We start from the raw sequence: 22,221 nt of genomic DNA on the forward strand, positions 1-22,221 counted from the left end.
ATGGGTCCAATTGACATAATGATAGTGGTAGTTTATATGGTAGTGCTCGTTTACATGGGTTATAGATTAGGAAAAGGCAACAAAACGCAAGAGGACTACTTTATTGGTGGTAGAACGGTCGCGACAATCCCCATTGCGTTGTCAATTGCAGCAACGACGTTAAGTGCGAATGGATTTATCGGCGGTCCCGGCTATTCTTATACTAATGGGTTAAACGCATTCATGTTGAATTTCAGTATCCCTTTAGTTCTTGTCGTCACATTAGTGGTGTTCTTGCCGTTTTTCTATAATTTGAAAGTGACATCTATCTATGAATATATAGAAATGCGGCTTGGCAGTAAAAGTAGATTATTGATCGTTTTAGGATTTCTGGTTTCTAATATTATCCAAATCGGTTCGTTTATATTTATCCCTTCTTTAATCATTCAGACATTTACAGGTTGGTCATTAATACTTATCGTACCAATTGTAGTCGCGGTTTCTATACTATATACGTTGCTTGGCGGTTTGAAAGCGGTTATTTGGACGGATGCAATCCAAATGGTGGTTCTATTCGGTGGGTTACTTGTGATTTTTATCATAGTCATTATGAAATTAGATATTGGATTTTTTGAAGGAATCAATGTGGCGAAAGATGCGGGGAAATTTAATCCACTGGACTTTTCTTTTGACTTACAATTGGAAAATGGATTTTGGGCAGCTTTAATTGGAGGTTCGTTCTTGTGGCTTAAATACTTCGCTACAGACCAAACACAAACTCAACGAATGATTGCAGCAAAATCCGTCCGTGAAGTGAAAAAGTCGATTGCCATCAGTGGTATTGTAATGAATACAATTTATTTCCTATTTATCGTACTCGGAATTCTATTATATATTTTCTATGATGGTAAACAATTCGAAAATGCTAATGATGTGATGATCACTTTCTTGGCTGGAAGTATTCCGATAGGCGTTTTAGGAATTATTATCGCTGCTGTATTTGCCGCAGCCATGTCCAGTATTGACTCTGTATTAAACTCGGTAACAACTGTATTTGTAAAAGATATCTATGAAAAATACTTTACCAAAGGAAAAGAAGCTTCACTGAGGGTTTCCAAAGTATTCACGTTCATATTTGGACTTCTGCTTATTGGATTTACACTTATGGCATTTGGAGACACAACTGCTTCAATCTTAGCAGTTATAGGAAGCTATTTGTCTTATTTTTCAGGCGCCATGATTGCTATGTTCGTATTGGCAATGTTCACGAAAAAAGCAGGAGATATTGGTGTCGCTATTGGCTTTGTCTTAGGGATCGCGCTCACGATTTTCTTTGGTAAATTAGAGATTGCCAACTGGTTATGGAACTATCCAGTCGGTTTTTTGTTAACTACAAGTATCGGATATGTGGCAAGTATGCTCATCAATGAAAAACATGCTGTAAATTACGATGAATTTACCTTTAAAGGTCAGAGAAACAAGCTGATTGCTGAAGGCAGAACAACAGATGAAGATGGTGTTTCGATTCTTCCGGGAACAATTGATAAATATGCATATATTCTTTTAGGATTCTTTGCTATACAGACACTGGTTCTAGTCGTTTTACAGTTCATATAAAGCGCTGTTGATTGATAGGAAGGAGAGAGGGAAATGGGCAACTTTTCCGCTAGTAAGAAACTCGTATTAGATTATTTTAATGAACTGGAAGAAGCTACTACCGATACTGTGGAAGAAATACTAACAAAATATACAACAGCCAATTATTTGTGGAGAGGAGTTTATCCTTTCCGTGAAATAAATAACCAAATAGATGTGGCGAGAGAGTTTTGGCAACCGTTAAAGAAGAGCTTAACCAGAATGCAAAGGCGGCAGGATATTTTTATTGCAGGGAATAATGAGTACGGCGATGAAGAATGGGTCATGAGTATGGGGCATTTTATGGGGAACTTCGAGTCAGATTGGCTGGGGATTCGCGCGACTGGAAAAATGATCAACTTAAGATATGCGGAATTTAACTGTATTGAAGACGGGAAGATTTCTCAAACTGGTTTGTTTGTTGATATTATTGGATTCATGCAGCAAGCGGGTATTAATCCACTACCACCAGATACTGGAAGTTACTTTGTATACCCTGGACCAAAAAATCATGATGGGCTCCTTTTTGAAGATGCGGATGCAGAGAAAAGCAAAAAGACGCTTAATCTAGTAAATAAGATGATAAATGATCTGTCTGAACTTAATGAAACGGGCTCAATGGATTGTCCGCCGGAGTTATTGGGACGGGCTTGGTCAGAAAATATGATTTGGTATGGGCCAGGGGGCATCGGTGCAAGTTATACCATCCCTGGTTATCAAAAACAGCATCAACTGCCTTTTCGAAACAACCTGAAAGATAAAAAGTTTAATGGTCATGTATGCCGTTTTTCAGAAGGAAACTTTGCCTGCTTTTTTGGTTGGCCAAACTTAACGAACACACCTATTGGTGGGTTCTTAGGATTACCGGGAGGAGAAGTTTGTGCAGATATGCAAGTTGTTGATGTCTATCGTCGGGAAGGGGATAAGCTCGAGGAAAATTGGGTGTTAATTGATATCCCTTATTGGCTAAAACAACAGGGAGTGGATATCTTGGAACGCACAGTTAATATTACCAATCCTAAATTAAAATAAGCGATCGAAATTGCATAAGTTCACTAAAGTTATACCCATAGGTGAAGAACAATGGCAGTATAACAAAATTTATATGAATGTAAAAAATTTATACAGTAGGGAGGCATTTTAATAAAACTAAATTAGATAAGCGTTGATATAGCAGTATTTTAAATATGGAATAAAAAGAGATAAAAGTGGAATGATCAAGTTTGAGTTACAGAGAATAAGGAATACGTATTCTCTGTAACTTTCGTCTTTGAAAGTAATGTCCTTTACAAGTGATATCAGGGTAGAGAAATGAAGTTAGAAATGATGAAAGTTACAGTTATCGATATTGCCCAAAAGGCAGGAGTTTCCCAATCAACCGTTTCAAAAGTATTAAATGATTATCCTGAGATTAGTGGAGAAACACGTAAAAAAGTTTTAAAAGCTATAAAAGAATTGGATTTTTATCCAGATTTAGTTGCAAGAAGTTTGGTCTTGAAAAAATCTAAAACAATTGGATTGGTTGTAGGTGATATCTCTAACCCATTCTTCTCAGAAACTTCCAAAGTAGTAATTTCGAAAGCTAGGGAACAAGGAATTGATGTTATTATTTCTGATACAGATTACCGTCTGGAGAATTTAGAGTGGGCTCTACGGAACATGGTGGGGAGAAGAGTAGATGGTATTCTTGTTGCTTCTGTAAATCGAAGGGATACTGTAACGACGAATCTAGCGAAGAAAGGATTTCCAATTGTACTTTTTAATCGCCATACAGACGATAAGGGAACGTCTTTTGTTGTGACTGATAATGAGCTTGGCTCATGGTTGGCAGTAGATCATCTAGTCGGACTTGGGCATGAGAAAATTGACTATATCTCAGGATCACTTCATTTTTCGACGTTTTATCAAAGATATAAAGGATATATGAAAGCGCTTCAAAAACATGGATTATCCAATGATCCTAGGTTTGTTTTTAGTGAAAAAACTGAGAAAGAACAGATAAAGAAGTTTTTAAAAGACATTCTATTATTGGGAAACAAGCCCACCAGTTTATATGCTGCATCTGACTAGATTGCTATGAATGTCATCGATGCACTTACAGAGATGGGTTTGGAAGTGCCAAGAGATTTTTCGGTTATAGGGTTTGATAATATTGATATCGCTGCCAATCCCCATATTAATCTAACAACTATTTCTCAAAACAAGAAAAAAATGACTGAGCTGGCCTTGGAAAAGTTACTTCATACCATTAATGAAAAGGAAGATGATCTTCCTTTTCATTTGGTCCTTAAACCTGAGTTAATAATTCGTTCAACCACAAAAAAATGAAATTTAATTCAATCTTTAGATAGAGGAGGTTATACGTAATTGGTTACGATTCAATCTATCTTCGGGATAACAGATAAAGTTGCAGTTGTTACGGGTGCCAGTAAAGGAATCGGCAGAGATATCGCCTTACTGCTGGCTGATGCGGGAGCTAATCTTGCAATTCTTGCCCGCAACGAGCAAGAATTGCAAGAGCTTGCAAAGGAAATTGAAGAAAAAGGGAGAAGAGCACTTGCGATATCGGTGGATTTACTGGATGTTTCGTCAATTCCAGGTGTAGTTCAAAAAATTGTCGCTGAATTCGGTAGAATTGATATTTTAATTAATAATGCAGGAACTAACATACCAAAACCAGCGTTTGAAACGACGGAGCAAGATTGGGATATGGTTATGGATTTGAACCTTAAAAGCCTGTTTTTTATGACAAAAGAAGTGGGGCGTCATATGTGTGATCAGAAGTCGGGCAAAGTAATCCATATTACATCCCAAATGGCTTTTGTAGGTTATTATGATCGAACTGCTTATTGTTCAAGCAAGGGAGGCGTCACACAATTAATGAAAGCGATGGCGATTGAGTGGGCACCTTATCAAATAAATGTAAATGCTATTGCACCGACCTTTATCGAAACACCGATGACCAAAAAAATGTTTGAAAAAGAGGAATTTCGTGATGAAGTACTTAGTCGAATACCTTTAGGCCGGTTGGCAAAACCTGATGACTTATTTGGAGCTGTACTTTATCTAGCTTCAGGTGCGTCTGATATGGTAACTGGACATTCCTTGGTAGTAGACGGAGGATGGACTGTTTGGTAAAGGTCTTTCCTATATTTTTTCACATTAGAGAATACGTATTCTCTAAAATAATAATAGATTAGGTGGTTGATTCAATTGAAAACTTTACATGATAGAAACATGGCATCTGATTTCAGAATGCCGGGAAACGTTAAATTCGGCGTGGGGGCACATAAGAACTTGCCAGAAGAAATCGAGAAGTATTCGCCTACTAAAATAGCCATTGTAAGCGACAAAGGGGTAGCGAATGCTGGTTTGGTAAAGAAGTTGGAGAATATTTTAGAACAGACGGGTGTACCTATATTCACTTTTACTGAGATTGTAGGTGAACCTACATTCAAACTGGTAGAAACAGTTACGCATAAATTGAGAGAGGAAAATTGTGACTTGGTAATTGGGATTGGCGGTGGAAGTGCATTGGATGTTGCAAAGACAGCTGCTGCTCTATTGGCTCAAGAAAAAATTGCTCATTTTTTAAGCGGTAGAGAACAAATTGGACCACGTAGCACACCGTGTATTTTGTTGCCAACCACATCTGGTACAGGTTCAGAAGTTACGATGAACGCTATATTTGGTGATGAAGAACAAGGATTGAAAAGAGGAATTGTCAGCCCTGCCTTATTACCTGATTTGGCAATTATTGATCCGGAATTGACAGTATCTTGTCCAGCGCGTGTATCAGCATCATCGGGTGTAGATGCTTTCACACATGCGATTGAATCATATATTTCTGTCCGTGGAACTCCGCTGACAAAGATTTTTGCAGAGAAGGCGATGCGTTTGTTCCCGAAATATATTACGCGAGCTGTTCATAATGGAACTGATCTCGAATCAAGGACTGGTATGGCATGGGTAAGTGCATTGGCGGGTGTTTCTTTAGCCAATGCAGGCGTGGGAGCAGTACATGCACTTGCCTATCCACTTGGAGGGAAATTCCACATCGAGCATGGGGTGGCGAACGCGTTATTGATGCCTTATGTTTTTGAAAAAATAGGTAAAACTTGTACGGATGAGCTAGTGGAAGTGGCGTCATTCTTGCAATTAGGGGATTATTCGCAACACCCAAACAAGGCATTGGATGCAGTCGTTCACTATTTATTAGAATTATTAGATACGCTAAACTTGCCTTCAACATTGAAAGAGTTGGGAATTCCAGAAGATTCATTACCTGCTTTGGCTGAAAGTGCTTCAAAAGTAGATCGCCTCTTGGCAAATACGCCATATAAACTTACAGAGGAAGCTATCAAAGAAATATATGAAAATGCCTATTTTGGAAAGGTTGGTGTTCTTGTAAAATGATAACCGAAAAAAAGATGTTTGTTAATGGTGAATGGCATGAGGGTAAGACCACATACGACTTGAAATCTCCTTATAGTGGTGAAGTCATTGCAAAAATTCCGATTTCTACAAAAGAAGATGTTTTGGAAGCAGTAGATAGTGCAAAAAAAGCAACAGCAAAAATGAAAGCATTATCAGCCTTGGAGCGGTCACAGATTTTAGAAAAAGTTGCTCGTCTATTTGAAGAACAACTCGAGGAATGTGCACAAATTCTGACACGGGAAAATGCTAAGCCGTTGAAAGCGGCAAGGGGAGAAATCCAACGGACTATAGAAACGTACAAGTTTGCCGCTGAAGAAGCCAAGCGTTTAACTGGAGAAACAATTCCAATGGATGCCGCAAAAGGGGGGAAAGGGAAGTTCGGTTATACGGTACGTGAACCTTTGGGCGTTATTGGAGCCATCACACCATTTAACTTTCCGTTTAATCTTGTAGCACATAAGTTAGGGCCTGCATTCGCAGCAGGGAACACAGTAGTACTGAAACCGGCATCACAGACACCATTAAGTGCTATCAAGACTGCCAAAATTTTTGAAGAAGCGGGACTTCCAGCGGGTGCCTTACATGTAGTTATTGGACGAGGGGGAGAAGTAGGAGATCTATTGGTGACTCACCCTGATATAAAACTAATCACATTCACCGGTAGTTTGGAAGTCGGGGTGGATATTAAAGCAAAATCGGGATTGAAAAAAGTCACTTTGGAACTTGGATCCAACTCGTCGGTTATTATTGATAGTGTAGAAGACATCAATGATGTAGCCATTCGTTGTGTAGAAGGGGCTTTTGCATATGCAGGACAAGTATGCATATCTATTCAACGAATCTTCGTCAAGAAAGATTTGTATGAAGCTTTAACGAAAGCGATGATACAAAAAGTAAGAGAGTTGAAGATTGGTGATCCTGCTGAGGAAGAAACGGATATTTCTGCACTCATTCAAGAAAAAGAAGCAGTAAGAGCTGAAGAGTGGATTCGGGAAGCAGAAAATGCAGGGGCGAATATTTTGTGTGGTGGCAAGAGAAATGGCTCAATAGTAGAACCAACAATAATTGCGAATGTACCTGCCCATGTATCCATTAATTGCAAAGAAGCATTCGCCCCCCTTGTGCTTGTTAATACTTATGACAAATGGGAAGAAGCGATTGAGCGAGTAAACGATTCGCAGTATGGTCTCCAGGCAGGTGTCTACACCACTTCGATCCATAAAGCATTTGAAGCGGTAGCTCAAATTGAAGTGGGTGGTGTTATTGTAAATGATATTCCATCATTCCGGGTCGATCAAATGCCATACGGCGGTGTAAAAAATAGCGGCACGGGACGTGAGGGAATCAAGTATGCTACAGAAGAAATGACGGAATTAAAATTGGCAGTATTTAATTTATAACAAAAAAAGAAGAGCGCATAAAATATCTTGTGTAAATGAAATAGAAGAGAATTCTGATCAGGTACTCAGTTTACATATAGCAGCTTATCGGAAGTTACTTGTATTAAAAAGGAGAAAAGAGACTTACGAAGCAACTCTTTTCTCCTTTTTTTCGTAAATGTGTACTTTTACGAACGGTTTAACTTTAAAGATAAGTAGAGTTTTACAAAATTAGTTCTAAGGTAAAAGTTAAATACAAGAATCTATAAATATTCACCTATCACTAAAGTAAATTTGAAATGCTGAGACCGTCAAGAATTATGTGTAAATAGATAAATCCTATTCTTGTATGTTGGTCGACCACTAAGCTTCTTTGGACATCGCTGTCAGCTCTGCGCGAGCTTGATCAAAACCGTTATGGCAGCGAGTGAAGAAGTTCTGGTTATAGATTTCAAATTGGGAAACCAGGAAGCGATCCAAGGAATCTTCGTTCGGAAATTGCTCTTTGCGCTTGCTGTATTTCTTTATACCCTTGTTAAATGATTCGATGAGGTTCGTTGAATAGATGCTCCGCCAGATGGACTTGGGAGAGTCGTAGAAAGTGAAGATAAACGGATTCGACTCCAGCGATTGGGTCACCTTCGGATAAGTTGTTTTCCACTTAACAACAAATGCTTTAAGTGCTTCTTCCCCCAGTTCCCGGCTCTCTGCTCGGTATACCGATTTGAAGTCTTCGCAAATCTCTTTTCGATCGGTGACACGAACTTTGTGGGCAATCCCACGCGACAAATGGACGCAGCACGCCTGATACTTCGCGTCTGGAAAGACCGCGAAGATCCGATCGGTGATGCCTTTCAAGCCATCCGTGATAAACAGAAGCACCTCTTCGACACCGCGTTCTTTCAAGTCCAATAGGACTTCTTCCCAAACGAATGCGGATTCCGTGGGAGCCACTGTATAGCATAGCTCTCAACTTAAGAAATGACGTAGAATGTTGGCGATAAAATTGTGTGGGGGAAGGGTTTGAACTTGGAGGATTGCGGAAATGGAGATACCTAAGAACGCCAAATAACCCCCCCTTTTTTAGGAGGCGTTTGTTGGATTGTTCTAAGTGAATTGAAGGCGTTTTAAGGCAGTCCCTTTAGCGGAATTCGGCTTCCGTGCGGTCCTGATGAGTAATTGGGTAATCAAGGGGACAAAGCTTAGAAGCGTCTTCTTTTTTTGTTTGATGGCTTCGTACATTTGCGCCAAAAATTCACAGGCGATACTTCGAATCGCGATGGTTTCACTGATTTCTTTCTCTTCTTCTTCCCAAATCGTATTCCGGATTTGATAAGCAATCAATTGGCTCAAAAGAAAAACGAGTAACGTGGCATAGAAATGGCAGAGCCAACGTTCCTGTTTGACCAATCGGAAATGATCGATTTCCAGATAAGATTTCATCGCTTTGAAATTCAATTCAATTTGCCAACGCAGCCGATACAATTCGACAAGCTGCGAACCTGAAACAGGTTCAGGCAAGTTGGTCATATACCCCGTCATACCGGCTAAATCGTGGACCAGTTGCTTGGGCTTTTTCCCCGTTTTTGATGCCCGTCGCTGAAGCTTTTGCAGGCGTTTTTGTTTCTGTTTGTCGCTTTGGGAGAACAGCACACACCGTGCCGGAAAATGAGCATCTCGACCAAAGTAGACTTGTTCAAGTTCCAAGGTTTCCCCCGGCGCCATTTTCTCGCAGAGCTGAACGAGCTCAATGCGCTGATACTCGCTACTCTTAACGACGGATCCATCCGGATGATGATCAGGAAACGAATTTTGATAGGCCAAATAAGCGTCGTTCCGAAACTTCGTGAGGAAGTAGTTGTTTTTTTCATGAATCCGTTCGAACACCTGAAAATGAAAATAGCCGAGATCTTGTAGGCACAACTCTTGTTCATCAAGAAACGGCACCCGTTTCGCTCCCATGACGGTGTCGTTGACGTTTTCAAGATCGACGCGCAAAAAGGTAAGCCGTCCTGTCAATACATCAAATTCGTGTTGGATTTTCACTGAAGTCTGGCGTGTTTTTTTGGCGCGGGCTTTCAGGGAATTGGGCACATGGATGTGCGTCGCATCTAAGACCCGTAAGCTGGTGAAAGGACAGTCCGTTGCGAACGCATGCTTAGCGAGTAGAAGCTGTTGCTGAATCAAGAACAGTTCTTCTACTAATCGCTGAAGAAAGTGGACAGCTTTTCCGGTGAATTTCTGATCCACTGCCGTACGGCTGATCGCGATTTCCTGTTTGGAAAGGAGCTTGGTGCTGAGTTCTTGCAAGCTAGGGTCGATCAAATTCCCATGAACCTGAAAAAGCAACGACAGAAAATCGCTGGCGGTCCATTTTCTTTTCCGTTGGATGAACCCCGTTTCTTTGGCGAGGGCATCCACCTTTTCCGGTTCAAGAAATGCAAATAACGGGTTGAGGTAGTTGGGAGTGACTTGAGCTACCATAGAAAAAACTCCTCTCATTGATGGGGAGTCTTCCATACCATCTTTCGAGAGAAGTTACTCCTTTTTCTTAAGTTGACAGCTATGGCCACTGTATAGGCTAGGACTTCTTTTGAACCGTCCTCCCGGATGCCGACGACTATATAGACGGCTTCTTTGGAGACGGTATCGCGCTTAAGAGATATATACGTCGGATCCAAATAGACGCATGCGTAGCGCTTATCCAGTGGACGCACTTTGAAGGCTTCCACTTGTTCACTTATCGCTTTCGTCATGTTGGAAATCGTTTGCGGTGTGTAGTGGTGGCCGTACATCTTTTCAATCAGATCCGCGATTTCGGACATCATGACCCCTTTTTGGAACATATGAATGACGAAGGACTCCAGTGTATCGTTTGAGCGCTTGTATGGTGCGACCGTCTGTTGGTTGAACTCGCCGTTCCGGTCACGCGGCATCGAAAGCACCAAATCTCCATACTCTGTATGGAGTGTCCGCGTGTAAGCGCCATTTCGGGAATTACCGGAATTGAAACCGACGCGATCGTGTTTTTCATAATCTAGAAAAGCCGTGAGTTCCGTCTGAAGGAGCGTGTTAACCGCCGCCTCTAAGTGCGTTCGAAAAACTTCGGAGATGTCTTCTTTTTTTACTAGAGCTTGCATGATATCTGTTGTAAAATGAGTCATAGGGAAGGCCTCTTTTCTGTGAATGGGTTGTGGTGACTTCATTCTACAAGAAAAGGTCTTCCTTTTTCTATTTATTCATTTACACAAGATATTTTACGCTCTCGATATAATAAAGAATAAATTCACAAAATTTAATGAAAATTCTGCTTAAATTTATACTAGTTGTTGCACATAAATATGCAACGAGAAAATTCGATAATCACTTGAATTATTTGATTAAAATAATTGGTTTATACAATTTGAATGAATAAAGATACGGTAGTCTGCTATTGAGGGAATGAAAAAAGGTTGAGCGAACTGCGAGACTTTGGGTATACTAACTAAGCAGAAAATTTTAATAAAGGGGTTAAGAGAATGGAAGAAGAGAAAAAGCAACAGAAGGAATGGAAAGTTCCACATACATTTGTCATCGTTTTTTTCATTGTGGCCCTGGCTGCTATTTCGACCTATTTCGTGCCGGTCGGTCAGTTTGAGACAGAAGAAATCACGTACGGCGAAAGCGGAGCAGAGTCGACACGAACCGTACTGATTCCAGAAAGCTTTTCGTTTGTAACAGACGGTGAAGGAGATTTTGTCTATCTTGGCACTTCACTTTTTGAAGCGGGGGGTGGAGTAGGGTTTCTGAACTATGTATTTGAAGGCTTAGTATCAGGAGATAAATGGGGTTCAGCTGTTGGGGTTGTTGCCTTTATCCTGATTATCGGTGGCGCATTCGGAATTATTCTCCGCACCCGTGCTGTAGAAGAAGGGATATTAAGAGTCATAGATAAAACACAAGGCCGGGATGTACTGATTATCCCTGTCATGTTCTTTCTCTTTTCACTGGGCGGTGCTGTATTCGGAATGGGAGAAGAAGCGATTGCTTTTGCCATAATTCTTGTTCCGATTATGATTCGACTCGGCTATGATGCGATAACCGGCATACTCATTACATATGTCGCGACCCAAATCGGATTTGCAACCTCGTGGATGAACCCTTTTAGCGTAGCAATCGCGCAAGGGATTGCCGATATTCCGGTTCTCTCAGGTGCCCTGTTCCGTGTGATAATGTGGGCTGTCTTCACAATTATAGGAATTATCTTTACTTGGCATTATGCATCGCGTATCAAAAAAGATCCTCAGCGTTCACCTTCTTATAAATCTGATGCTTTTTTCCGAAAAGAAGCAGAGAAATTTGCACATTTGGCATCCAACTTTACACTAGGCCATGCATTGGTTATCGGAACTCTCGTAGCCGGTATTATATGGATTATTTGGGGAGTAATAGAGCATGCTTATTTTATACCTGAAATAGCAACCCAGTTCTTTACGATTGGTCTGATTGCTGGTATTATCGGCGTAATCTTCAAGCTGAATGCCATGCGGGTGGACGATATTGCAGATAGTTTTATCGAGGGTGCTAAAGATTTGCTCCCGGCTGCACTCATTGTCGGGATGGCAAAAGGCATTGTGATAATCCTTGGTGGTGACAGTCCGGATATGCCTTCTATTCTCAATACCATGCTTTATGGGGCCGGACAACTAATAGGAGATTTTCCTGCTATGCTATCCGCGGTTTTCATGTATGGATTTCAGTCCGTTTTCAATTTCTTCGTCGTTTCCGGATCCGGCCAAGCTGCTCTTACGATGCCTTTAATGGCACCGCTTGCAGACATCGCAGGTGTTTCCCGGCAAGTGGCTGTATTGGCGTTTCAGTTGGGGGATGGACTGACCAACATCTTTGTTCCAACTTCTGCAGCGTTGCTAGGAACGCTTGGTGTCGCGCGACTGGATTGGGGAGTGTGGGCAAAATTTATCTTTAAATTTCTTTTGCTCCTAATGGCATTATCGTGTATTTTCATTGTGATCGCCGTGTTAATCGGTCTTTGATTCATTCGTTCCAAGGGCTATTCAACTATAAAGAAAGGGGATTGAAAAGATGCTGACTCTCATAAAGAATGGTGAGGTTTTTACTCCGGAATCAGTCGGGAAAAAAGATATTCTTCTGATTGGCGGGAAAATAGGGCTTATTGCTGAAGAGATAGCAGTACCCCCTTTTCCTATTGAAGTTAACGTAATTGAAGCGGCTGGTAAAATAGTTGCCCCGGGATTCATTGATGCCCATGTTCACATTATGGGCGGAGGTGGAGAAGGCGGATATCGGACACGCACCCCTGAACTTCAGCTGACAGATGCGACACTGGCCGGCGTCACCACCCTTGTCGGCGTAATTGGGACAGATGGTACGACCCGTACCATGTCCGCATTGATAGCAAAAGCGAAAGGGCTGAAAGAAGAAGGCTTGTCGTGCTATGTTCATACGGGATCTTACCAGGTACCAGTCAAGACACTGACAGAAACAGTGGAAAATGATTTGATTTTAATTGAAGAGGTGATTGGTGTAGGTGAAATCGCGATTGCAGATCATCGCTCATCTCAGCCAACGGTAGAGGAACTGGCAAAAATCGCTTCCGCTGCCAGAATCGGCGGAATGCTCTCCGGAAAAGCAGGGATCGTAAATGTCCATGTCGGTGATAGTCCGGATTGTTTATCACTTATCGAAAAAGTAATCGAGACTACGGATATTCCAATCAAGCAGTTTTATCCGACACATATTAATCGCAACCCATATCTGTTTGACGCAGGCATTGTTTATGCCAAAAAAGGCGGCTACGTAGATTTCACCACAAGTACGATTCCGAAATTTCTGGCTGAAGGTGAAGTGAAGGCAAGTTCTGCCTTGAGACAAATGCTTGAGGCTGGCGTGGACCCTAGTCTGATAACCTTTACTTCTGATGGACAGGCAAGTCTGCCGGACTTCGGCCCGGAAGGTGAATTCAGAGGTCTACAGCTCGGGAAAGTCGACTCGCTTTTCAAAGCGGTACGTGAAGCAATCTCCGAGGAGGGCGTATCAGTACCAGATGCTTTGCGAACAGTAACAGCGAATCCAGCATCGATTTTAAAACTGAATTCCAAAGGAATTATTGAAAAAGGCAGGGATGCCGATTTGGTCTTGATAAATCAGGAAGACTTCGAAATCGATACGGTTTTAGCATCAGGGAAAATAATGGTCCAAGATGGCAAGCCTGTTGTCAAAGGGACATTTGAGTAATCGAACGTCACAGAACGAAAGTATCATTTTGTTTAACCATATACTAACGCAGGAATTGGTAAGAAGATTATTTGCTTTGCAGGAACTCTCTTATGGATGTTTGTTGACCCGACATTCGTAAGAGTTTTTTGGCTTAATGGGCAACTGTATTGAGAAAGTGAACTCAGTCCCGTTTAATGGAAAGTTTAATACAAGATATTTTACACTCTCGTTTTTAGAAAAGTTCTAAAATAATCAAAAAGGTAGAGATTCTTGTTTAAAACATTTACCCAACTATGTGGGTTATTTCCAAGCTGCCTCTGCTCCTAAAAGCCATAATGATAATAGCAACTCTTAAGAGAAAAAATTTAGTGGCCTCGATTTAAACTTCTTCAAACAAAAGGCGCAACTAAAAAGGAATAAGGAGCTGGTAGAGTGGAGAGCATAGAAATGGTACGAAAATTTTATGATGAGAAAGTAGACTGTGAATGGAAAAAGCTGGAACGACACAAAATCGAGTATGAATTGACGAAACGCTTCCTTAAGCGCTATATCAAACCGATGGACAAAGTATTGAACTCGGTGGTAGTCTGGGAAAATTTGCGTTGCATCTCACGAGCTAGGCTGTGAGGTGACTTTAGTCGACTTGCCGCCGAATAATGTAGCCCTTGGGTTGGATAAGGCAAAAGAACTTGGACTGTCACTGCAGATATATGTGTCGACAGTCAGGATTTATCAAACATCAGTGATAACCAATTCAGAACATCACGGAATGTTTGAAGGTATTAAAACCTGGCGGAACAGTCTTTGTTGCCTTCGTGTCGTCTTATTCATTTGTCTGGGATTATCTTGCTCAAAATCCGCAGTTTATCTTGGAAGAGGAAAGAAAAGCGCAATTGGAAGTCCTCTTCAAACACGGCAATTGCGTTGGACAAGGCTTTACCGATAAGTTCTTTATGCGTCCAAAAGAGGTGCTTTCGTTTTTTGAGCAATTCAATCTTGAAAAGCTGCATGTTTTGAATTGTGAAAGTTTCCTCTATTTGCGGGAAGTCGAACTTCTGAAACAGTCTCCGGAAGTTGTTGCTGCTTGGCTCGATCTGGCTGAGCAAGCATGCGAAAGCAAAGATTTATTGAGTTTAGCCGAACTTATTATGTACAACGGGAAGAAAACTGGGGAATAATTAGTGAATGAGTGGAAAGTGAAATTTAGAATCCAATGAGTAGTTTACATATCATAACGTTATCGGAAGAGAAAGAACTAGATATCGAGTTCTTTCTTTTTTTATGGACACACCTTGCTTAAAAGCTTCGAATAGTAAAGTGGATTAACATATCCATTAAACCTTCTTGTAATTCATGAAAAAAGGATAGATTTTTCAACTTGTGATATTGTATTTATATGGTACTAGTTCTAAATAAAGTAACAGCTAAGTAGTGTGTAAAAGAAAATATATGCAGCGAGTGAGGCCAATAGTTTTAATGAGAAAAGTGATCCTAGAGGTTGATAATTTAGTGAAAACATATAAAGGAAAAGAAGTTGAAATTGAAGCCTTAAAAGGAATCTCCTTTAACCTATATGCTGGAGAATTCGTTGCGATTATGGGGACAAGTGGCTCAGGGAAGAGTACATTGTTAAATGTATTAGGAGCATTGGATGAGCCAACCAGTGGCCACATACGATTAAACGGTGTAAATTCAGAAGATTTCTTTGTAGAGCCTAAAGCAACGGACTACCGTAGAGAAAACATCGGATTTATTTTTCAAGCTTATAATTTGCTGAAAGATCTAACGGTGGAAGAAAATATTTCGCTACCACTGCTGTTGAAAAATGAATCAAAAGAAACCATCGACAGAAAAACAGCCAACATGATCGAACGGATGGGTTTAACAAAGTGGAAGAAGCATCGTCCTGTCCAATTATCTGGTGGACAGCAACAACGAATCGCGATTGGTCGTGCTCTTATCGGCGACCCCCCAATTCTATTGGCGGACGAACTGACCGGAAACCTAGATGCGAATACTTCCAGTGAAATTCTAGATGTATTGACGTCAATGAAGAAAGAACTCAACCAAAGTATACTTGTGGTTACGCACGATTCAAAAGTGGCCACTTATGCAGATCGAGTCCTGTTTTTTCATGATGGTAAAATTACTAATGAGTATGAATGTTCCGGTGACAAAGATCTTGAAAAAATCATGAAAATCTCTCAGGATATCTTAAAAGGTGCCAATGAATGAAATCACTTAATCAGTTGGCGTTCCGTTTATTCAGAGAAAACAAATTTCTAGTCTTTACCTCGATTGCCAGTATCGCAATCGCTGTATCTCTTGTGTTGACCATGACGCTTTTTACGGTTAATGCAAAACAAACTCTTCAAGAAGACCTCCGAACGATGTACGGTGATATGGACATTGCCTTTGTCTATAGCGATGAAAATCCTGTAGAAAACGAGCAAGAATTGTTTCAAGCTGTAGCAAACCATCCTTCGACGACTGCTATTTCGCAAGCACTAGTCACACAAGCATATGTAGCACCGTTGGGTGGAGAAGTGTATGGACTGGGAATTGAGAACGATGCTATCGCTAAGAGTAGATATAAAACGACCGTAAATTTGAAGGAAGATACTGTCGCTATTACAGAAAACCTGGCGAAATCGTTAAAGCTTTCTAAGGGCGACTCTATCGAGATTGAGCAAGATGTCTTCAAAATTGCAGAAATTCTAAAGAATGCCCAAGGAACAGGAATCGCTCCTGATATGGTCATTTTTGAACTAGAACGAGCGAAACAGTTTAACCAGTCCGGTCTACCAAATTCTAAAAATGAAACCACTGCTTTAATGGTAAAAACCAAAGAAGACACCGACTTGATTGCCATGGCCAATGAAGTTAAAAAAATCCAGCCTGACTTGCGTGTCGACATTATTGAACAAGACGAAGTAGCAAAAAGTAACTTGAATTCGCTCTCTTTATTTATTATCATCCTTTCAATACTGATTTTGATTGTTACTTCCATTATGGTGATTTCTAATTTCGACTTATTTATTTACAAGAATAAAAACCAATTTGCGATTATGCGCGCGCTTGGCGCTAAAACAAACCAATTGGCTAAAGTGATCCGAATTCAAAGTACAGCAATAACCGTTGTAGGTGCTCTACTGGGATTGGTGATTTCGTATGTAGCTGATCAATTCCTTCAACCAATATTTGGGCGTTTATTTTCCGTTTCACTTTCTCAGGCACCATTTGCATGGGAAGTGGCCATTCCCGTTGTCGTCGGGTCAAGTCTGGTGATTCAATTGTTCCTCTATATTCCAGTTCTCAAATCAGCAAAGATTTTACCGTTAACTATTTTACAAGAAAATGAAGAACTTGATTTTAAAAATAGGAAAATGCGTCGGTTAGTAGTGAAAGTGCTATGGATTGCTTCTCTTGTATCGCTGTTGTTTGGTGTTATTCTTGCTGCAAATGATCATGCAAGAGCGATGCTGATTTTGTCGAGTGGATTCTTCCTAATGACAGGTCTTTTTATGGCCTTGCCTCTGTGGCTTACTAGCCTGTTAAATGTAGGAGTGCCAGCGTACGGAAAGTTTTTATCTAGCAATGTTCTCATTGCCATTCAGAATTTAAAGCCACAAATCAAAAAGAATAGCTTCGTTATTCTTTCGATTAGCGTGGTTATGATTATCGCAGTTTTCGGTTCGGTCATGCTGACTAATATTGAACACAATAATACCGATTATATCCAAGAGCAATTTCCTACTTCTGTAGTCATCACGAGCCGAATTCAGCAATCTGAAATCGATCCGGCTGAGTTGGCCGGAGAAATACGCGAATTAGTACCAAATGTGAAAGTTGAAACGGTCAGTACCTTTGGTGGGGCGCATCTATTCGACAATACTAACCAGTCAATCTCTTTTGACTACACCCTAGCAGATTTAGCGACTTTAGAAAACATGGAGATTCTACCGGAATTAACCGAAGTGGAATTGGCAAAAACAGCAATCATCTCCCCCGCATTTGCACAGCAACACAAGTTAACTATTGGCGATTCCATGGATATCGGCATCTATTCTGACGATAAGCAGCAAGCAGAGTATATAACAACCATGAGGGTCGGTGCCATTTCTTCTGCAGTTACTGAAGGAGAAGTTCTTTTTGATTGGCAAGCGAAAGCTCTAAACAATCCTTCGACCAACTTTTATAAAGCATATGTAGACTCGCTTGATGAATCAGAAGTTATCAATTCTTTTGAAAGCGTAACAAGTGTGTATCCAGAACTCGTAGTCAATACGTATGCAGCGTCATTAGAAGAAGCTTCCGCTATGTTTCTGCAACGCTGGGCCATCTTCATTTTGGTTTTGATTGTACTGGTTGTTTCTGTGATGGCTGGAGTTTTAAATACGCTTCTTAACAACATACTCGCTAAAAGAAAAAAGTTTGCAATACTAAGGACAATCGGTGTCAAACCAACAGGAATTGTGAAAATCATTGTAACGCAAATTTCTTTTTATCTGGTGATTGGCCTTACTTTTGGTGTGCTATCTGAGCTGGTGTTTACCCTCATCGTGTCACTTATCGACTCTGGCCCGGTTGCAATGAACTTTACTTTAATCGTGGGATTAGCAGCTGCTATGTGGCTTGCTAGCTTGCTTATCTTTGTGCCCGTAGGATGGGTAATGGCAAATAAAAAAATCAGTATGGAAATTCTAAGCGATAATAAGTAAATAGAAGAGAATTTGATAATGCGAACATGTTTATAATTGAGTTTATATATGAGAGATTATCGGAATTTTAAAATAAATAGGGATGTAATTCGAGAAACCTGGTTGCCTCTTTATAATGGCTACTGGTTTTTTGGATTTCTAGGCAAAATAAACACCTAAACCAGTGCAACCTATCTTTAAAATCGACTAATGCGTAGTGCAAAATATTAGAATGAAAATAATTCATGATCACAAATATCATTTCTTTTTAGTTTTTTGACAGTTATAGAACCCTACGTTATTTTGACAAAAAAGCTTAGACACATATTTTATAATCACTTATTAAGAGCTAACCTAGCTATTTGATAGCACAGAAAGACTAAAACATACGAAGCGACTTATAAAAGAGCATTTACTTAATTCGATAATGTGGAACACAAAGAAAAAGCCGCCATTAAAAGTTAGCGAACTAACTTTTAATGACAGCTTTTTTTATTCTCCTACCGGATAAGGCTCAATACGATCCGATGGTTTCGGATGTTTGATTTTCGGTAAGATTTTATTCAATGGAACAGAACGAGTCAATTCAAATGTGCTTGGATCTGCTGGGTCATAAAGATCCAAGAATTTCATCACTTCTTTAACGATTGGCGTCGGTGTAGAAGCGCCTGCCGTAATACCTACAGTTTCAACGCCTTCTAGCCACTCCAATTTCAACTCTGACAAATCGGATATGCGGTATGCAGGAGTACCGGCGATGTCTTGAGACACTTGCGCCAGACGATTTGAGTTATTGCTCATCGGGTCCCCAATGACGATCAATAAATCAGTTTCACCGGCCTGCTGTGCTACTGCTTCCTGACGTACTTGAGTAGCCAAGCAAATTTCCTTGTGGACTTCGGAATGTGGAAATTTCTCTTTCAAACGTTCCATCATGTCCACGACATCCCATTGGCTCATCGTAGTTTGGTTGGTGACAATAATTTTTTCAGAGTCAAGTTCCAAACGATTAACATCGTCTACGCTTTCTACCAAATGGACCATGTCGGGCGCAACGCCGATTGCACCTTCGGGTTCAGGATGGCCACTTTTTCCGATATAAACGATCTGATAACCATCCGCAGTTTTCTCGCGAATCAAGTCATGGGTCACGGTGACATCAGGACATGTAGCATCGATTGAAACGAGACCTTTGCGCCTTGCCAACTCGCGGACTTGAGGTGAGACACCGTGGGCCGTGAAAATAACGGTACCAGTTTCCACTTTTTCTAAAATTTCGAGACGGTTAGTACCGTCCAATGTAATGATGCCGTCTGCCTCGAATGCATCTGTTACGTGTTTATTGTGGACAATCATTCCTAGTATATAAATGGGACGTGGCAAACTTTCGTCCATCGCAGCATTTTTTGCGATGACCATGGCATCCACTACTCCGTAGCAATATCCTCTTGGCGATATTTTCATAACCTTCATCAAGTACCGCGCTCCTTTCAAAATCATACATTCATTATAACGGAGACGGCACAGCTTTACAAAAGTTGCATCGCGTAAAGGGGCTATTTTATGCTATAATGTCTAGAGCGTAAGGAGGGAATTTAATCCCATGACAAAATTCAACGAATATCCATTTAAACCCTTCCTATTGGAAGCGGTAGAAAAACTCGGGTTTATAGAACCGACACCAATCCAAAAGGAAATGATGCCCCATATATTGAAAGGCTCAAGTGCCATTGGCCAATCCCATACAGGGACTGGAAAAACACATAGTTTCATAATCCCGATTGTTGAACGCATCGACGTTAGCAAACAAGAAGTGCAGGCGGTAATCGCAGCACCGACGCGTGAACTTGGAACACAGATTTATAATGAGTTGCAAAAACTGGTTGTTGGATCTGGCATTGAAGTGAAATCGTTTATCGGTGGAACAGACAAGCAGCGTTCAATCAATAAATTGAAAACACAGCCGCATATCGTAATCGGGACACCGGGTCGTTTAAGAGACCTTGTTAAAGAAAATGCTTTATTGGTACACACAGGGAAAATTCTTGTGGTAGATGAAGCTGATTTGGCTTTCGACTTAGGTTTTATTGAAGAAATCGACCAAGTAGCTGGCAAAATGCAAGACAAATTGGAGATGTATGTCTTTTCAGCGACTATTCCTGAAAAATTAAAACCTTTCCTGAAAAAGTACATGGAATCACCAGTGCATGTGAAAATCGGGGATAAACGCCCAACTGCAGATGGCCTGGACTTTTACCTTGTACCAGTCCGCAGTAAAAAGAAAATGGAGCGCCTGCAGGATGTTATGAAAGTCATCAATCCCTATTTGGCAATTATTTTCGTCAATACCCGCACGAATGCCGATTATGTCGCTGACCAATTGGCGAAAGAAGGCATTCGAGTCGGTCGTGTGCATGGCGACTTGGCTCCGCGTGAACGCGTCAAAATGATGCGTCAAATCCGTGACCTGGAATATCAATACATCGTAGCGACAGATCTTGCTGCACGAGGCATTGATATCCAAGGAGTCAGCCACGTTATCAACTATGAATTGCCTGAAGACCTAGAATTCTTTATTCACCGTGTTGGTCGTACAGCTCGCGCAGGAATGAAGGGGCTAGCTATTACACTATTCAAGCCAGAAGAAGACGATGCCATTGTCCGTATTGAAAAAATGGGCATTCCTTTCCAGCAAAAGGATATCATTAAAGGCGAATTCGTTGATTTGAAAGAGCGTCATAGCCGGACGACGCGCACGAAAAAAGCAAACGAAATAGACGCTAAAGCGAAAACGATGGTTCACAAGCCGAAAAAGGTAAGACCTATGTACAAAAAGAAAATGAAGTGGAAAATGGATGAAATCAAAAAAGCGGAACGACGCAAAAATCGCAAATAGTAAGGAGATAGTTTCATGTTATTAGGATCTCACGTATCAATGAGCGGCAAAAAAATGCTGCTTGCAGCAAGTGAAGAAGCCGCTTCCTACGGAGCGTCGACTTTCATGATCTATACCGGTGCACCTCAGAACACGCGCCGTAAACCGATTGAAGAGCTAAATATTGAGGCGGGATTTGCCCATATGGCGGCCAATAATTTAACAAATATTGTCGTCCATGCACCGTATATCATCAATTTAGGCAATACCCAAAAGCCTGAAACCTTCGAACTGGGCGTTGAATTTCTTCAAAAAGAAATTGAGCGGACAGCTGCTCTTGGAGCGAGGCAAATCGTTTTGCATCCTGGCGCTCATGTTGGAGCCGGAACAGATGCTGGAATTGCTAAAATCATCGAAGGCTTGAACGAAGTCTTGACACAGGATTATCCGGTCAACATCGCACTTGAGACCATGGCCGGAAAAGGTACGGAATGTGGACGCAGTTTTGAAGAAATCGCCGCGATCATCAACGGCGTTACTCATAACAAGCGTTTGTCCGTTTGCTTTGACACGTGCCACACGCATGATGCAGGCTACAACATCAAAGAAGATTTCGATGGAGTACTAGAGGAGTTCGATCGTATTGTTGGCATAGATCGCCTGCAAGTGCTGCACATCAACGACAGCAAAAATGTTCGCGGGGCGGGCAAAGATCGCCACGAAAACATTGGCTTTGGTGAAATCGGTTTTGATGCTTTGAATGGGATCGTTCATCATCCGGATCTTATGCACGTACCGAAAATTCTCGAAACGCCTTATGTCGGACTAGATGCCAAAAACAAAAAACCGCCTTACGCATTTGAAATTGAAATGTTTAAAGCGGGGATCTTTTCTCCAGGTGCTATTGAAGAATTGAAATCTCCTTTATAAATTCAAAAAGCTAAAGCTGAAGACAAACCCGATTTTTACGGGACTGTCT

General features: G+C 41.0%; 17 protein-coding genes and 2 pseudogenes. 15 read left to right on the forward strand and 4 right to left on the reverse strand.

The annotated features are described in order from the left end of the window. From BBH88_RS08155 to BBH88_RS08185, 7 genes are all read left to right on the forward strand, one after another. Positions 1-1,596: a sodium:solute symporter family transporter gene (locus BBH88_RS08155; RefSeq protein WP_065536978.1), complete on the forward strand. Its 1,596-nt coding sequence runs from the start codon at positions 1-3 to the stop codon at positions 1,594-1,596. A gap of 33 nt (positions 1,597-1,629) precedes the next feature. Continuing rightward, positions 1,630-2,646, forward strand: a complete 1,017-nt coding sequence (locus BBH88_RS08160; RefSeq protein WP_065536977.1) for an ester cyclase — start codon at positions 1,630-1,632, stop codon at positions 2,644-2,646. A 279-nt stretch (positions 2,647-2,925) separates the two neighbouring features. After that, complete coding sequence (locus BBH88_RS08165; protein WP_065536976.1) at positions 2,926-3,684, forward strand: LacI family DNA-binding transcriptional regulator; 759 nt, start codon at positions 2,926-2,928, stop codon at positions 3,682-3,684. A gap of 6 nt (positions 3,685-3,690) precedes the next feature. Beyond that, positions 3,691-3,942 (forward strand): substrate-binding domain-containing protein, encoded by a 252-nt coding sequence (locus BBH88_RS20015; RefSeq protein ID WP_083387763.1) that lies wholly within the window; start codon positions 3,691-3,693, stop codon positions 3,940-3,942. 39 nt (positions 3,943-3,981) lie between these two features. Next, positions 3,982-4,752: an SDR family NAD(P)-dependent oxidoreductase gene (locus tag BBH88_RS08175; protein WP_238323433.1), complete on the forward strand. Its 771-nt coding sequence runs from the start codon at positions 3,982-3,984 to the stop codon at positions 4,750-4,752. Between the two features lie 66 nt (positions 4,753-4,818). Continuing rightward, the gene (locus tag BBH88_RS08180; RefSeq protein WP_238323435.1) at positions 4,819-6,030 is read left to right on the forward strand and encodes an iron-containing alcohol dehydrogenase; all 1,212 of its coding nucleotides are present in this window, start codon (positions 4,819-4,821) and stop codon (positions 6,028-6,030) included. Then, positions 6,027-7,451 carry an aldehyde dehydrogenase family protein gene (locus BBH88_RS08185; RefSeq protein ID WP_065536974.1) on the forward strand — a complete coding sequence of 475 codons (1,425 nt, stop codon included), beginning with the start codon at positions 6,027-6,029 and terminating at the stop codon, positions 7,449-7,451. Before BBH88_RS08180 ends, BBH88_RS08185 begins: the two co-directional genes overlap by 4 nt. Before the next feature lie 342 nt (positions 7,452-7,793). On the opposite strand, the pseudogene BBH88_RS08190 reads toward BBH88_RS08185, so the two are convergent. From BBH88_RS08190 to BBH88_RS08200, 3 genes and pseudogenes are all read right to left on the reverse strand, one after another. Further along, positions 7,794-8,396, reverse strand: a pseudogene (locus tag BBH88_RS08190) (IS256 family transposase); the annotation flags it as partial. Positions 8,397-8,537: 141 nt separating this feature from the next. Next, positions 8,538-9,914: an IS4 family transposase gene (locus BBH88_RS08195; RefSeq protein WP_065536973.1), complete on the reverse strand. Its 1,377-nt coding sequence runs from the start codon at positions 9,912-9,914 to the stop codon at positions 8,538-8,540. 83 nt (positions 9,915-9,997) lie between these two features. Beyond that, positions 9,998-10,594 (reverse strand): annotated as a pseudogene (locus BBH88_RS08200) (IS256 family transposase); the annotation flags it as partial. Between the two features lie 354 nt (positions 10,595-10,948). Here BBH88_RS08200 and yfcC point away from each other — a divergent pair. The 6 genes from yfcC to BBH88_RS08230 all read left to right on the forward strand — a co-directional run bounded on the left by yfcC (position 10,949) and on the right by BBH88_RS08230 (position 18,388). Then, positions 10,949-12,463, forward strand: a complete 1,515-nt coding sequence (yfcC, locus tag BBH88_RS08205; protein WP_006831047.1) for a putative basic amino acid antiporter YfcC — start codon at positions 10,949-10,951, stop codon at positions 12,461-12,463. A 49-nt stretch (positions 12,464-12,512) separates the two neighbouring features. Further along, positions 12,513-13,685, forward strand: coding sequence for a beta-aspartyl-peptidase (gene iadA, locus BBH88_RS08210; protein ID WP_006831046.1), 1,173 nt, complete (start codon positions 12,513-12,515; stop codon positions 13,683-13,685). A gap of 429 nt (positions 13,686-14,114) precedes the next feature. Then, positions 14,115-14,294 carry a hypothetical protein gene (locus BBH88_RS08215; protein ID WP_065536972.1) on the forward strand — a complete coding sequence of 60 codons (180 nt, stop codon included), beginning with the start codon at positions 14,115-14,117 and terminating at the stop codon, positions 14,292-14,294. A 146-nt stretch (positions 14,295-14,440) separates the two neighbouring features. Continuing rightward, positions 14,441-14,845: a hypothetical protein gene (locus tag BBH88_RS08220; RefSeq protein ID WP_065536971.1), complete on the forward strand. Its 405-nt coding sequence runs from the start codon at positions 14,441-14,443 to the stop codon at positions 14,843-14,845. A gap of 298 nt (positions 14,846-15,143) precedes the next feature. Then, positions 15,144-15,902 (forward strand): ABC transporter ATP-binding protein, encoded by a 759-nt coding sequence (locus tag BBH88_RS08225; protein ID WP_006831044.1) that lies wholly within the window; start codon positions 15,144-15,146, stop codon positions 15,900-15,902. Further along, positions 15,899-18,388: an FtsX-like permease family protein gene (locus tag BBH88_RS08230; RefSeq protein ID WP_065536970.1), complete on the forward strand. Its 2,490-nt coding sequence runs from the start codon at positions 15,899-15,901 to the stop codon at positions 18,386-18,388. The genes BBH88_RS08225 and BBH88_RS08230 overlap by 4 nt, the downstream gene beginning before the upstream one ends. Positions 18,389-18,859: 471 nt before the next feature. Here BBH88_RS08230 and BBH88_RS08235 read toward each other — a convergent pair whose 3' ends face one another. Continuing rightward, complete coding sequence (locus BBH88_RS08235; protein ID WP_006831042.1) at positions 18,860-19,840, reverse strand: 4-hydroxy-3-methylbut-2-enyl diphosphate reductase; 981 nt, start codon at positions 19,838-19,840, stop codon at positions 18,860-18,862. A gap of 130 nt (positions 19,841-19,970) precedes the next feature. Between BBH88_RS08235 and BBH88_RS08240 the strand changes: the two genes are divergently transcribed. Together BBH88_RS08240 and BBH88_RS08245 are read left to right on the forward strand one after the other, a co-directional pair. Beyond that, the gene (locus BBH88_RS08240; RefSeq protein WP_006831041.1) at positions 19,971-21,263 is read left to right on the forward strand and encodes a DEAD/DEAH box helicase; all 1,293 of its coding nucleotides are present in this window, start codon (positions 19,971-19,973) and stop codon (positions 21,261-21,263) included. Between the two features lie 15 nt (positions 21,264-21,278). Continuing rightward, positions 21,279-22,172, forward strand: a complete 894-nt coding sequence (locus tag BBH88_RS08245) for a deoxyribonuclease IV (RefSeq protein WP_065536969.1) — start codon at positions 21,279-21,281, stop codon at positions 22,170-22,172. Positions 22,173-22,221 lie beyond the last annotated feature (49 nt).

This window comes from Planococcus antarcticus DSM 14505 (assembly GCF_001687565.2).
GTDB classification, from domain to species: Bacteria; Bacillota; Bacilli; order Bacillales_A; family Planococcaceae; genus Planococcus; species Planococcus antarcticus.